This window comes from Meridianimaribacter sp. CL38, assembly GCF_004328055.1.
GTDB lineage: Bacteria > Bacteroidota > Bacteroidia > Flavobacteriales > Flavobacteriaceae > Gaetbulibacter_B > Gaetbulibacter_B jejuensis.
This window is the reverse complement of record NZ_QKWS01000006.1, coordinates 84,971-100,575: the sequence shown is the minus strand read 5'-3', so window position 1 is coordinate 100,575 and position 15,605 is coordinate 84,971. Positions and strand designations below refer to the sequence as shown.

The window sequence follows — 15,605 nt, the reverse complement described above, 5'->3', positions numbered from 1 at the left end:
ATTAACTTAATCTTACATCTGAAACCGAAGCTCCAGTTGGTATCATTGGAAATACATTATCTTCTTTTTCTACGCAAACTTCTAGGAAGTAAGCCGAATCGCTTGCGATCATCTCTTTAACGGCATCAGCTAATTCTTCACGTTTTGTGACGCGTTTAGCATCTATATGATACCCTTTTGCAATCTGAACAAAATCTGGATTAACCAATTCAGTTGATGCATAACGTCTATCAAAAAATAGTTGTTGCCATTGACGAACCATTCCCAAGAAATCGTTATTTAAAACAACTATTTTCACAGGAACACGCGTTTGAAAAATAGTGCCTAATTCTTGAATGGTCATTTGATAACCACCATCTCCAATTATAGCCACAACTTCACGATTTGGCGCAGCCATTTTTGCTCCAATTGCAGCTGGTAACGCAAATCCCATTGTGCCCAAACCACCAGAAGTAATGTTGCTTTTAGAAACTTTAAAATCGGCATAACGACAAGCAATCATTTGATGTTGACCAACGTCGCTAACAATAGCTGCTTCTCCTTTGGTTTCAGTATTGATTTGCTTTAAAACTTCACCCATTGTTAAGCCTTCTTTGGTTGGATGCAAATCGTTTTTTATGACTTTTTCAAATTCTACATCATATAGCTTTTTGAACTCATTGTGCCAATTATCATGAGATTTTGCTTCTAAAAGAGGCAACAAAGCCGCTAAACTTGTTTTGGCATCACCTAAAACAGCAATGTCTGTCTTTACGTTTTTATCAACTTCAGCAGGATCAATTTCAAAATGAATGACTTTAGCTTGTTTTGCATAGGTTGCTAAATTTCCTGTAACTCGATCATCGAAACGCATACCAATTGCGATAAGCACATCGCACTCGTTGGTTAGTTTATTAGGTGCATAATTACCATGCATACCAACCATACCAATATTTAAAGGATGTGATGTTGGAATTGCAGAAGCTCCTAAAATGGTCCAAGCCGAAGGGATTCCTGCTTTTTCAATGACAGCTTTTAATTCTTCTTCAGCTTTACCCAAAATAACGCCTTGTCCCCAAACAATCATTGGTTTTTTTGCGCTATTGATTAAATCAGCAGCAGCTTTTACCTGTTCTGGTTGCGTTTCTGGAACAGGTTTGTAACTACGAATTGCTTCGCAAGTTTTATATTCAAAATCTAGTTCTTCAAATTGTGCATCTTTAGTAATATCGATTAACACAGGTCCAGGTCTTCCGCTTTTAGCAATATAAAATGCTTTTGCTAATACTTCTGGAATTTCAGATGCTTTTGTGATTTGATGATTCCACTTGGTTACAGGTGTAGAAATACCAATAATATCGGTTTCCTGAAATGCATCACTACCTAATAAATGTGATGCTACTTGACCTGTAATACAAACCATAGGTGTAGAATCTATTTGCGCATCGGCAATACCAGTAATTAAATTGGTTGCGCCAGGACCAGACGTAGCCATTGCCACACCAACTTTTCCCGAAATGCGCGCAAAACCTTGAGCCGCATGTGTTGCTCCTTGCTCATGACGTGTTAGTACATGATGTAGTTTATCTTGATACTTATATAATTCGTCATAAATTGGCATAATTGCGCCACCTGGATAACCGTAGACCGTTTCGACGCCTTCTGCTAATAAACAACGCACCACAGCTTCACTTCCAGAAATGCGCGTTGATGTTACCACTTGTTTTTCGTCTTTTGTGATTGTTTGAATATTCTCCATAGTCTACGTATTTAAAACTCATCTGTTACGCAACCTTGCGCAGCAGATGATACTGTTCTTGCATATTTGTAAAGCACACCTCTATCAAATTTTAATTTTGGTGCGACCCACTTTTCTCTTCGTTTTGTTAATTCTTCTTCTGAAACTTCTAATGAAATGGAATTGGTTTCTGCATCGATGGTTATCATATCGCCATCTTTAACCAAAGCGATTGCGCCTCCTTCTTGAGCTTCTGGTGCAATATGTCCCACAACAAAACCGTGAGTTCCACCAGAAAATCGACCGTCGGTAATTAAGGCGACTTCTTTTCCTAAACCAGCTCCCATTATAGCAGCTGTAGGCTTTAGCATTTCAGGCATTCCTGGACCGCCTTTAGGACCTTCATATCGAATAACAACCACATCGCCTTTCCCTACTTTTCCATCGCGAATACCATCATTTGCTGCATATTCGCCTTCAAACACTTTTGCTTTTCCGATAAATTTCAAACCTTCTTTTCCTGTGATTTTAGCCACACTACCTTCAGAAGCTAAATTTCCATAAAGCATACGTAAATGCCCTGTAGGTTTTATAGGTTCTTCGAGTGGCTTTATAACGTCTTGCCCTTCGGTTAAATCATCAACATCCAATAAATTTTCAGCCACAGTTTTTCCAGTAACCGTTAAGCAATCACCATGAAGCAGTCCTTTTTTTAGTAAATATTTCATAACCGCAGGAATACCTCCAACAGCATGAACATCTTCCATAAGATATTTTCCGCTAGGTTTTAAATCGGCTAAAAACGGTGTGGTATCACTTATACGCTGAAAGTCTTCGAGTGTAAATTCTATTTTTGCTGCTCTTGCAATTGCTAAAAAGTGTAAAACAGCATTGGTAGATCCGCCAAGAATCGTTACCAAACGCACCGCATTTTCTAAAGATTTTTTAGTGATAATATCTGATGGTTTTATATCTCTTTCCAACAATAACCTAACAGCTTCCCCTGCTTTTACAGCCTCTTCTTTTTTCTCATTCCCAGTTGCAGGATTGGATGAGTTAAACGGCAACGCCATACCTAATGCTTCAATGGCCGAAGCCATTGTGTTTGCGGTATACATACCACCACAAGCACCAGCTCCTGGACACGCCTTTTGAATTATACTTTTGTATTCAGTTTCTGGTAATGTTCCTGCTACTTTTCCGCCCCAAGCTTCAAAAGCAGAAACGACATCTAATTTTTGTCCGTTGTGACAACCCGAATCAATTGTTCCACCATACACCAAAACGCTAGGTCTGTTTAAACGAATCATTGCCATTAAAGCCCCAGGCATATTTTTATCACAGCCTACGACAGTTACCAAACCATCATAACTCATGGCTTGTACCACTGTTTCCATAGAATCGGCAATAATATCACGAGAAGGTAATGAATAACGCATTCCAGGAGTTCCCATTGAGATTCCATCACTTACACCAATGGTGTTAAAAATCAATCCAACAACATCTTCATTTTGCGTGCCTTGTTTTACCAATTTCGCCAAATCATTCAAATGCATATTACATGGGTTCCCTTCATAACCTGTGCTTGCTATACCTACTATTGGTTTTTCAAAATCAGCATCTGTCAATCCTATGGCATGCAACATGGCTTGTGCTGCAGGTTGAGTTGGATCTTGTGTTACGGTTTTACTGTATTTGTTTAATTTACTCATTATGTTTATTAATCTTCTAACCTTTTGGTTGTTCTAAAGTAATTTTTTGCAATGTTCTTTCTTTTTCATTGTAATATTTTCATCTAAACTCAACACTTTTAACAAGTATTTAAATAACTGAAAGTCAATACTTTAATTCAATTTGATTATGATGTTCAAAATTTGAATTTGATGCATAAAAAAATGCCTTCCGAAAGGAGGAAGGCATTTTTTTATAAAATATTACAACAATACCATTCCTCATCGATGTGAAATAATCACAACGATAATAATAGAAATGATATTAATAACTTGTCTGTTCATTTTGTCTTATCAAATATGACACGTTTATTTTAAAAAAGCAAATTCAGTCTTAAATTCTAGGTAAATCACCATCACCTTTAAGTGGTAAATCTGATTTTCCCATAAGATATTTATCTACATGATGCGCTGCTTGTCTTCCTTCGGAAATCGCCCAAACTATTAACGACTGACCACGACGCATATCACCAGCTACAAACACATTATTCACATTGGTTTGATAGTTGGTTTCTGGCGCTTTTATATTAGTTCGCATATCGGTTTCTAGCCCAAACTGTTCTACCAAAGTTGTTTCGGAACCTGTAAAACCTAACGCTAAAAGTACCATATCGCAATCCCAATGTTTTTCACTATTAGGAACTTCTCGCAATTGAGGTCTTTTCCCTGGGGTTTTTACCCATTCTACCTCACAAGTTACCAAACCTGTTAAGTTTCCATCGATATCTTTTTTAAATGCTTTTGTTGAAATACTAAACACGCGCTCAACACCTTCTTTATGCGAAGTACTTGTTCGTAAACGCATAGGCCAAAAAGGCCAAGGTTGGGCTTCTGGACGCTCGATAGTTGGCTTACTTAATATTTCAAAATTAGTTACACTAACTGCGCCATGACGATTACTTGTTCCTATACAGTCACTTCCTGTGTCGCCACCACCAATAACAATTACACGCTTTCCTTTTGCAGAAATTTCAGCTTCTTCAAAATTTTCACCACTAACACGTTTGTTATTTTGCTTTAAAAAATCCATAGCTTGATAAACGCCTTTTGCATCAGCTCCTTGAATTGGCAAACCACGACGAACCGTTGCGCCACCACAAAGCACGACAGCATCATGTTCTTTTTTTAACACACTTGCATCTACATTAACACCAACATGCGCATTGGTTTCAAAAAGAATACCTTCTTCTTTCATAACCTCAACACGACGATCAATAATGTGTTTTTCCATTTTAAAATCAGGAATCCCATAACGAAGTAAGCCTCCTACTTTTGCATCGCGCTCATAAACCGTTACTGAATGACCAGCACGATTAAGCTGTTGCGCAGCTGCTAAACCTGCAGGTCCTGAACCAATAACCGCAACTTTTTTTCCCGTTCTAGATTTTGGTGGTTTTGCTGTAATCCATCCATTTTTAAAGGCTTCTTCAACAATGTTTTTTTCAATATTTTCAATAGTTACTGGATCTTCGTTAATTCCAAGTACACAAGCTTCTTCACAAGGCGCTGGACACAAACGCCCTGTAAACTCCGGAAAGTTATTGGTTGCATGTAAAATTTCGGCTGCTTCTTTCCATTTTCCGTTATAAACCTTATCGTTAAAATCTGGTATTAAATTTCCTAAAGGACAACCACTATGACAGAAAGGGATACCACAATCCATACAGCGAGCACCTTGATTTTCCACTCGACTTTTTGCCATTTTAACAGCAAACTCCTCATAATTTTTTAAACGCTCTTCTACAGGTTTGTAATCTTCAACCTCTCTTTTATATTCTAAAAATCCTGTTACTTTTCCCATGATTTATTGCGTTACTAATTTTTCTTGTTCTAATTTGATTAATGCCTGACGATATTCCTCTGGAAGTACTTTTAAGAATTTAGGCAAATAGTTTTCCCATTGTTCCAAAATGCGTTGCGCTAACGGACTTAACGATGCATTGTAGTGGTTTTCTATCAATTCTTTTAACTGCTTGATATCTTCTGCATTTGTAACTGGATCGATATTTAATCCTTCGCCATTACATCTACTTTCAAAAGTTTTGTTTTCGTCTAAAACATAAGCGATTCCACCACTCATTCCAGCTCCAAAGTTCCTTCCTACTTCACCTAAAATCACAGCAACTCCACCTGTCATATACTCACAACCATGGTCGCCAATACCCTCAACAACCGCTTGCGCTCCAGAATTTCTAACACAGAAACGCTCTCCTGCTTTTCCGTTGATATAAACCTCACCAGAAGTCGCACCATACAAGGTTACGTTTCCTGTAATAATGTTATCCTCTGGAACAATGGTTGAGTCTTCAGGAACACGAACAACCAATTTAGCTCCTGACAATCCTTTACCCATATAATCGTTGGTATTTCCATTGACAATCATGGTTAATCCTTTGGTTGCAAAAGCCCCAAAACTTTGTCCTGCCGAACCTGTAAAGTTTAGGTTCAATGTGTTTTCAGGCAAGCCTTGAGCACCATAAATCTTGGACACTTCGTTACTTATTATTGCACCAACAGCACGATTTACATTTCGGATATTGAAATCCAGATATGTTTTCTCCTTACGGAATAACGCTGGATGCGATTTCTCAATAATTTTAAAATCTAAATGCTTATCTAAATCGTGATCTTGTGTTGTTGTATTATATAGTTTTGTTCCTGGTTTTGCAGGTACTTGATGAAGAATTGGCGTTAAATCTAAACCTTTGGCTTTGTAATGCTCGATAGCTTTTGTTCGACTTAATTTTTGCACTTGACCAACCATTTCATCTACAGTTCTAAAACCAAGTTTTGCCATGATTTGACGTAATTCTTCTGCAATGAAATACATGTAATTCACAACGTGTTCTGGTTTTCCTTTGAACTTTTTACGAAGCTCTGGATTTTGTGTTGCTATTCCAACAGGACATGTATTAAGATGACACACGCGCATCATGATACAACCAGAAGCCACCAAAGGCGCTGTCGCAAAACCGAATTCTTCAGCTCCTAACAAACACGCTATCGCTACATCTCGTCCTGTTTTTAATTGTCCGTCGCATTCTAAAACCACACGATTTCTTAAATCGTTCATTACCAATGTTTGTTGCGCTTCAGCAATTCCTAATTCCCAAGGTAAACCTGCATGTTTTAAAGATGTTAGTGGTGATGCTCCTGTTCCTCCATCAAAACCAGAAATTAAAACAACATCTGCTTTAGCCTTTACAACACCAGCAGCAACTGTTCCTACTCCAACTTCTGACACCAATTTCACATTAACACGTGCTTCTCTATTAGCAGATTTCAAATCGTAAATAAGTTGCGATAAATCTTCAATAGAATAAATATCGTGATGTGGTGGTGGTGAAATCAATCCTACATAAGGTGTGGAATTTCTTGTTTTGGCAATTGCCGGATTTACTTTTGGTCCTGGCAATTGTCCGCCTTCTCCTGGTTTTGCGCCTTGCGCTATTTTAATTTGTATTTCGTTGGCATTAGTTAGATAGTTAGAAGTCACGCCAAAACGACCTGAAGCCACCTGCTTTATTGCACTGTTTTTCCAGTCGCCAGCAGCATCTTTATAAAAACGTGCTTCATCTTCACCACCTTCTCCAGAGTTACTTTTACCACCAATACGATTCATTGCAATGGCTAAATTTTCATGAGCTTCTTTACTGATGGAGCCATATGACATTGCTCCTGTTTTAAAACGCTTCACGATTTCTGTCCAAGGCTCAACTTCTTCAATAGGAATTGGATCGTAATTTGTAAATTCAAACAATCCACGAATAGTCATTAATGCTTTAGATTGATTGTTTACCAACTCTGAATATTCTTTATAGGTTGTTGGATTATTCTCTCTAACTGCTTGTTGTAATTTTGCAACTGATAACGGATTAAACATGTGCTTTTCGCCATTACGTCTCCAACGATATTCGCCACCAATTTGCAAGTCTAAATCACCAGCAATATCCTGCGTTTCAAAAGCCACTTGATAGCGTTTGTAGATTTCCTTTTCAAGCTCCATAAGTCCAACGCCTTCAATTCGCGTTGGTGTATTAGGGAAATATTTATTTACGACATTTGAGTTGATTCCGATACATTCAAACAGTTGCGCGCCTCGATAAGAATTTAATGTTGAAATCCCTATTTTGTTCATCACCTTTAAAATACCTTGACCAACGGCTTTGTTGTAATTTTGAATTGCTTCTTCAAACTCTAAATTTAAATCTGACAAATGACTTTCTATAATTTCATTTACCATATACGGATTGATTGCGCTAGCTCCAAACCCAAACAATAATGCAAAATGATGCACTTCGCGAGGTTCGGCAGACTCAATTATCAAACTTACTTTTGAACGTTTACCTAAACCATACAAACCATGGTTTACATAAGAACAAGCCAATAAAGCTGGAATTGGCGCTTTTCCTTGAGTGACATTTCTATCAGAAAGTACAATAATACTCACACCATTATCTATAGCTTTTGATGCTTGTTGCACCAATCTTTCAAGTGCTTTTTCTAGACCATTTGCACGTTCATTAACATCGTAAAGCATTGAAATAACCTCAACACTATAATCTTCTTTGCCCTTGTAATTAATGAGTTTATCTAAATCTTGTTTTGAAACAACAGGATTTTGAATTTTTAATTTTCGGCAGTGCTTTTCGTTAATATCAAACAGATTGTAATCGCTACCAAGTGTTAAACTGATGTCTGTAATCATTTCTTCTCGAATACCATCTAAAGGCGGATTGGTAACCTGTGCAAACAGCTGCTTAAAATAATTATAGATTAACTGCGGACGCTCTGACAACACTGCAACTGGCGTATCAGAACCCATTGAACCAATTGGTTCTTTTGCTTTGGAAGCCATTGGCAGAATAATGGTATTTACATCTTCTTGCGTGTATCCAAATATATGCTGGCGCGTGTTTAGTTCAATTTCGTTATGCGTGATTTCGTAATCACTATACTTTATATCTTTTAGTCTGGTTAAATTTTCATCCAACCATTTACGATAAGGATACTTACTAACGATTTTATTTTTGATTTCTTCGTCATTTACAATACGACCTTCGTTCATATCAACCAAAAACATTTTCCCTGGCTCTAAACGTCCGTGATATTCAACATTTTCAGGCTTTATATCCATAACTCCAGTTTCAGAAGACATAATCACGTAACCCGATTTTGTAACCGTATATCTCGATGGTCTCAATCCGTTTCTATCTAAAACCGCACCAATATAATTTCCATCCGTAAACGGAATAGACGCAGGACCATCCCAAGGTTCCATCAGGCAAGAGTTGAATTCGTAGAAGGCTTTTTTCTCGTCAGACATGTCCTTGTATTTTTCCCAAGCTTCTGGCACCAACATCATCATAACTTCAGGGAGCGAACGACCTGTCATTAATAACAATTCTACAACCATATCCATTTGAGCAGAATCGGATTTCCCATCTAAAACCGTTGGGAAAATCTTTTTTATATCTGGTCCAAACCAATCGCTTTGCATAAGTTCTTCACGAGAAAACATACGCGACACATTTCCACGACGTGTATTGATTTCACCATTATGACACATATAACGGAACGGTTGTGCTAAATCCCAAGTTGGAAATGTATTGGTTGAAAATCGTTGATGCACCAAAGCCAGTTTAGCATCCAATAACGGATTCATTAAATCCTTATAATATAAACTGATGTCTTCGGGCTTTAAAAGTCCTTTATATATAATGGTTTTTGTAGATAAGCTTGGAAAGTAGAAATATGACGCTTGTGATAGTTTTGACCCATAAATATCATGCTCTGCAATTTTACGCGCAGCGAAAAGTTTTAAGTTGAACTCAAACTCGGTTTGTTCCTCGCTTGCTTTACCAACAAACACTTGTTTTATAGAAGGCTCTGCAGTTGCAGCAACTTGCCCTAAAACCGAACTATCTACAGGCACATTTCTCCAGCCCAAAATTTTAAGTCCCTGATTATTTATAGCATCCTCGAAAACATTAATACAATATTGCATTTGGTTTTCCTTTTTTGGTAAAAACATATTACCAACAGCATAACTACCTAACTCTGGAAGATTAAAATCACAGCTTTCCTTAAAAAACACATGAGGCACATCAATTAAAATACCTGCTCCATCTCCTGTTTTACCATCGGCATTTACAGCTCCTCGATGTTCCAGCTTAACAAGAATTTCTAATGCTTTGTGAATAATACCGTTAGAGCGATTACCTGTTAAACTACAAATAAATCCTGCTCCACAATTATCGTGTTCAAACTCTGGTAAATATAGTCCTTGTTTTTCCATAATAACCTACTACTTTTTGCTAATTTTAAACTTAGGACTTACTAATATATAAGGTATTTCACCATAAATAATAACGCTCTCTTTATTATTACGACATCCTTATTTTAAAGGTTTTATAATTAGAATCTCTCAAAAAACCACCTCTTAAAATACAGAATTCGCAATGATTATTTTTCAATGAAAAATTCATTTTAATAAATATCAATCAATCAAAATGAATTTTACATGCGATATATTCATCTTTTTTTGAATAAAATTAAATTTTTATCAAAAAATTCATTTTCAAATTCTCAAAAAAATTAATATAAATTATTTAACCCTAATTTTTTTAGGGTATAAATTCATTATATAATAAAAATACACTTACATACCCTATTTTTTTAGGGGTAAATAATGTTTTTACATAGTTTTACTTTTCTAAACAAAACTAACTTATTATGAAAAAAAGAATTACTCTCGTTTTGCTATTAATGACTGTAGTGAATTTTAACTTGAAAGCTCAAGAAGAAGAAACTGAGGACAAGAAAAAATTCTCATTTAATGGTAGTATCGACGCATACTATCGAGTTAATTTTGGAGCACCCAACGACGAAAACGCCATTTATCCAGGTTCCTCTTTTGCTAATTTACCTGGTTTTGCCTTAGGTATGGCCAATGTTGTAGCTTCATACGAAGGCGCAAAGGTAGGCTTTGTTGCCGATTTAGTCTTTGGACCAAGAGGTGAAGACGCTATTTTCAATTCTCCTTTATTAAGACCAGGAGGAAGTTCCAATATTGTAAATCAGCTATATGCTTATTGGAATGTAAGCGAAACTGTAACTCTTACTTTTGGTAATTTCAACACTTTTTTAGGCTATGAAGTTATTTCTCCAACAGGAAATTTCAACTATAGTACTTCTTACCTATTTTCTTATGGCCCTTTTAGCCATACAGGTCTTAAAGCCGACTTTGCCATTTCAGACGACTTTAGCTTTATGCTAGCTGTAATGAATCCAACAGATGCCACAGAATATAATCCAAATGGAAAATATGCTTTTGGTGCTCAAGTAGGGTACAAAGGACAGTACTTAAACTTCATTACTGACGATGGTGCATTTGAAATTGACTTCACAGGTGGTTTTGATCTGTCTGATGATTTTTACTTAGGAATCAATGGTGCTTACTTTGACAACGACGGAGTTGGTTTTGCAGGTGGAGCTATTTACCCTCAATACTCTACTTCTGACAAATTTACAATTGGACTAAGAGGCGAATATTTTGTTGAAAGTGGCGATTTTGGAGCTATTGGAACAGGTGTTGAAGACTCTAGCGTAATTGCCGCTACACTAACAGGAAGCTACGTTGTTGGAGACCTAACTATAAAACCTGAGCTAAGACTCGACAGTGCTTCTGATGACGCTTTTGTTGATACCGATTTAATGCCAACAAAAAGCCTTAGCTCATTTGTTTTAGCTGCGATTTACGCATTTTAAACCCACCATGAACTTAACTACTACTCTTAAACTAAATAATATTTAATTTTTTTATAATGACAACTTTATTTTCAATTACACACTTTTTATTAGCGCAAGATGCTACAGCTACCACAAAAAATCTGGAAGATGCTGTAAGCGCAATAAAAGGAGACATGAGTATGCTATGGATGCTTCTTGCAGGTATCTTAGTATTCTTTATGCAAGCTGGATTCACTCTTGTAGAATCCGGAATGACAAGATCTAAAAACGCTGTAAACATAGCAATGAAAAACCTCTTAGACATCTGCGTAGGTTCAATATCATTTTGGTTTATTGGATATTCGTTAATGTATGGAGATTCAGAGAACGGATGGTTTTTTTGGAGCGGATTAATGCAAGGCGAAGGTGCTGACTTATTTTTCCAAACCATGTTTGCTGCCACAGCAGCAACAATAGTATCTGGAGCTATTGCAGGACGAACAAAATACACAACTTATGCTATCTTCTCGATAGTTATGACAGCTTTTATATATCCAATTGCAGGTGGCTGGGAATGGAATGGAGGATGGTTAAACAGCGAATCTATGCCAGCTGAGTTTATTGACTTTGCAGGTTCATCTATTGTACATTCAGTTGGTGGATGGGCAGCTTTAGTTGCTGCTTTTATGGTAGGTCCAAGAATTGGAAAGTTTGTAGACGGAAAAGTAATCCCTATTCCAGGTCACAACCAAGTACTAGCTACTTTAGGAGTATTTATTCTATGGTTAGGATGGTTTGGATTTAATGGAGGTTCTCAACTAGCTTGGGGAGGAGATGACTCTTCAGCAGCTTCAACAGTTGTTTTAATTACTAACCTTGCAGCTGCAGCAGGTGGTCTTGGAGCACTTATCACTACATGGATTTGGTACGGAAAACCAAACTTAGCTCAAACCTTAAATGGTGCTTTGGCTGGTTTAGTAAGTATTACTGCTGGTTGCGGAAACATGACAGCAGGCGGAGCTCTTTTAGCTGGTTTAATTGGAGGTGTTATTGTAGTATTCTCTATTGAATTTATTGAAAAGAAACTCAAAATTGATGATGCAATTGGAGCCGCATCAGTGCATGGTGTAGCTGGTGCTTGGGGAACTTTAGTTATTGGTCTTTGGGGAGTTGATGGTGATACTGGTATTGGACTATTTAATGGAGGTGGATTTGCGCAATTAGGCGCTCAAGCCATTGGAGTATTAGCTTACGCAGTTTGGGCAATCGTTTTATCTATAATTGTATTTGGTATTCTTAAATATACTTTTGGGTTACGTGTAACAGAAGAAGAAGAAATACAAGGTTTAGATATTTCTGAACATGGTTCAATTGCCTATCCAGGAAAGAGACAGAGAGAATACGATGAATAGACACATCGAAATCTACATGAAATTCCTACAACAATTGATTACTATTAATTATTAATTGCTCAAAAAACCTCGAAGAATATCTTCGAGGTTTTTTACTATCATATATTAAGAAGAAAGAAAGACTAAGCTGAATTTCTACTAGCGTTTATATTACCAAATAAGGATCTCGTAACAATCTTTTCAAAAATTTGAATTTGAGCCTCATCTTTTACTTTTTCTTTTTGAAGTTCTTGCAACTTTTTAAGTGCATACTGCTGAATAGTCAACAGAGGCAACACAATAGACTCTCTAACTTCAATTGAAGCCTTACCAGACGGTTCATTTTCCATTAAAGTTTTATATCCTGTAAGCTTTAACAACAACCTCTTAGTGGTTTCATATTCTTGATAAATAATTTTCCAGAACTCTCCAAACTCCTCGTCTTCAGCCATATATTTTGTTAAATCAAAAAACGATTTAGATAATGACATCATACTATTTTCGATAAGAGTTTTGAAAAAGCTAGACTCATTGTACAGCTTCTTTACTTTATCAAACTCATCATTATCTTCATAGTGTTTCAAAGCCGTACCAACCCCAAAAAATCCAGGAACATTTTGCTTTAACTGACTCCAAGAACCCACAAACGGAATTGCTCTCAAGTCTGAAAACACCAAAGCATCAGACTTCCCTCTTTTTGATGGTCTACTTCCAATATTGGTTTTAGCGTAATATTTTAGAGTACTCATACGTTCCAAATAAGGAATAAACATTGGATGACCTTTAAAATCCATATAAGTTTTTAGGCTTATTTTTGCCAAATCATCCATTACTGCTGTATTCGCTTCAGATAACAAATTGTTCTTCTCGTTCATTCTGTTATAAATACCAGAACTTATCAATTGCTCTAAGTTGTATTGCGACGAATCTAAGGTTCCAAAATTTGAACTTATGGTTTGCCCTTGTATAGTCAACTGCACTTCTTTATCTTCAATCGTTGGACCTAAAGATGCATAAAACTGATGTGTTTTTCCACCACCTCTAGCAGGTGGACCTCCTCTACCATCAAAGAAAATAACCGTAACATCATACTTTCTAGAGACCTTAGTTAATCGCTCTTTTGCCTTAAAGATTGCCCAATTTGCCATAAGATAACCACCATCTTTAGTTCCATCAGAAAACCCTAACATAATCGTTTGTTTATTACCTCTAGATTTTAAATGCGCTTTGTAAGCTGGGTTAGTATAGAGTTCCTCCATCACCAAATGCGCATTTTCTAAATCTGTTATGGTTTCAAATAGAGGGCCAATATCTACAGTAAGTTTATCTTGAAACGCAACCAATTTTAACATAGCATATAGCTGCATTACATTTAAAGTCGTTTGGTTATTACTGATAATGTATCGGTTTGCGGCACTTTCGCCATTATTATCTTGAATTTCTTTTATTGCTTTAATGGTATTTAAAGTCTTTAGCACTTCTTCATCTTCAAACAAGCCTAAATCGACACTTCCTTCAACTTTAGAAAGCACTTCAACTTGCTTTTCAGGAGACAACGTATTATAATCTTTTGGAAAAATAGCACTACCACTTTCAATAAGCCTATCCACCATTGCAGTAAACACCTTATCATGCGCTCTACTATCCTGTCTTATATCCAAGTTAGCAAAGTGAAAACCGAAAAGATGCGTTTTATTGATAAGACTAATTACATCTTTTTCATATAGAGACTGGTGCTCTTTATTTAAAATATTTTTGATGTCTTTAAGTTCAGACACAAACTCATCTAACTGAATGATAGACTTTGAATCGGCATCAACAAACGCATTATATAGTCTATGCTCTAAACTCGTGATTTTATCTTCAACATCCTTAAATGTTAGTTTTCTTCTCAACTTTCTTACATCTCTGTAATAGTTTTTAAGCACTGTTTGCTTTAAACGTTTTGCAACTTGTTTCGTAATTTCTGGAGTTACAAACGGGTTACCGTCTCTATCACCACCAGGCCAAAAGCCAATATTTATAATATCGTTTTTAACAGGTTTATCATCAAAAATATTCTGTTGAATATAATCGAAAATTGTTCCAAAGGAATGATAGAACACGTTTTCTAAATACCATATTAAACTTACAGCCTCATCATAAGGTGTTGGTTTTTTATGTTTAAAGAAAGGTGTTTTACCTAGTTGCGCCAACAAATCATTAATCAACAACAAATCATTGTTTTTAATAGCAGCTGATAAATCGGTAATAATCCCTAAAACCGAACCTGGATAAAACTGTGTAGGATGCGCTGTAAGCACTATTCTCACTTTAAATTCTTCGAGGTATTTTTGAAGCATCTCAGCATTATGCTCTGACACTACAGACTCTTTCAAGCTTCTCAGCGTACCAATACCATCCATATTATTCACAATTGGAAACGCTGCGTCTTCTATAGCATCAAAAAGCACCACTTGCCTCTCAATGTATTGTATAAACCTAAAAAGCAAATTTATTTGGCTTTCGTGCGAACGTCTCGCTTGATATTTTTTAAAAAAAGTATCTACAATGGTTGTTGGGTTATCTCCATTTTCAAAGCCCTTTTTACAGGTTTCATGAAACAGAGGCAATAAAACACCTGTTTTTGAAATAGCATCAAACGGCAAAGTCATAAATATACTATTGTATATCTGATACTTAGAGAGTACATTTTGCTTAAATCGGGTTAATTTAGGTGGTGTAGACATAATTTTAAATCTTATAAATGGTAACTATAAAAATACTCAAGCTAGAGCAAAAGACAAGAGCCTTTTCTGAATTTTACAGAATTATGAATTAAAAGCTATTAAACTGAAAATTATTTTTTAAAATCGAGATTCTATTCCATTTTTCTGAAAACCATTATTCATCAATAATGTACCACCTTTTAATTAAATGAATAAAAACCAAAGGTTTCTTTTTTAGACAAAGCGTTTTGCCATTATAATTTTATCTGTACATTTGTAGCCAAATTTAGAGGAGAGATTTGACTGATTGCAACCTCATTAAAAAATG

Annotated in this window: 7 protein-coding genes; 2 read left to right on the top strand and 5 right to left on the bottom strand. The window is 36.2% G+C overall.

Annotated features, from left to right (window positions below; all coding sequences use genetic code 11):
• Position 1 precedes the first annotated feature (1 nt).
• The 4 genes from ilvB to gltB all read right to left on the bottom strand — a co-directional run bounded on the left by ilvB (position 2) and on the right by gltB (position 9,745).
• A complete protein-coding gene (ilvB, locus tag DMZ43_RS13675; RefSeq protein ID WP_131508903.1) occupies positions 2-1,738 on the bottom strand; it encodes a biosynthetic-type acetolactate synthase large subunit in 1,737 nt (578 codons plus the stop codon).
• Positions 1,739-1,749: 11 nt separating this feature from the next.
• Positions 1,750-3,429: a dihydroxy-acid dehydratase gene (gene ilvD, locus DMZ43_RS13670; protein ID WP_131508902.1), complete on the bottom strand. Its 1,680-nt coding sequence runs from the start codon at positions 3,427-3,429 to the stop codon at positions 1,750-1,752.
• Between the two features lie 352 nt (positions 3,430-3,781).
• Entirely contained in the window at positions 3,782-5,248 is a 1,467-nt protein-coding gene (locus DMZ43_RS13665) for a glutamate synthase subunit beta (protein WP_131508901.1), read from the bottom strand.
• 3 nt (positions 5,249-5,251) lie between these two features.
• On the bottom strand, positions 5,252-9,745 hold the full coding sequence (gene gltB, locus DMZ43_RS13660; protein ID WP_131508900.1) for a glutamate synthase large subunit: 4,494 nt from the start codon (positions 9,743-9,745) through the stop codon (positions 5,252-5,254).
• A gap of 437 nt (positions 9,746-10,182) precedes the next feature.
• Between gltB and DMZ43_RS13655 the strand changes: the two genes are divergently transcribed.
• Entirely contained in the window at positions 10,183-11,217 is a 1,035-nt protein-coding gene (locus tag DMZ43_RS13655) for a porin (protein WP_131508899.1), read from the top strand.
• Positions 11,218-11,273: 56 nt separating this feature from the next.
• A complete protein-coding gene (locus DMZ43_RS13650; RefSeq protein ID WP_187347866.1) occupies positions 11,274-12,590 on the top strand; it encodes an ammonium transporter in 1,317 nt (438 codons plus the stop codon).
• Between the two features lie 122 nt (positions 12,591-12,712).
• On the opposite strand, the gene DMZ43_RS13645 is transcribed toward DMZ43_RS13650, so the two are convergent.
• On the bottom strand, positions 12,713-15,298 hold the full coding sequence (locus DMZ43_RS13645) for a phosphoenolpyruvate carboxylase (protein ID WP_131508898.1): 2,586 nt from the start codon (positions 15,296-15,298) through the stop codon (positions 12,713-12,715).
• Positions 15,299-15,605: the final 307 nt, after the last annotated feature.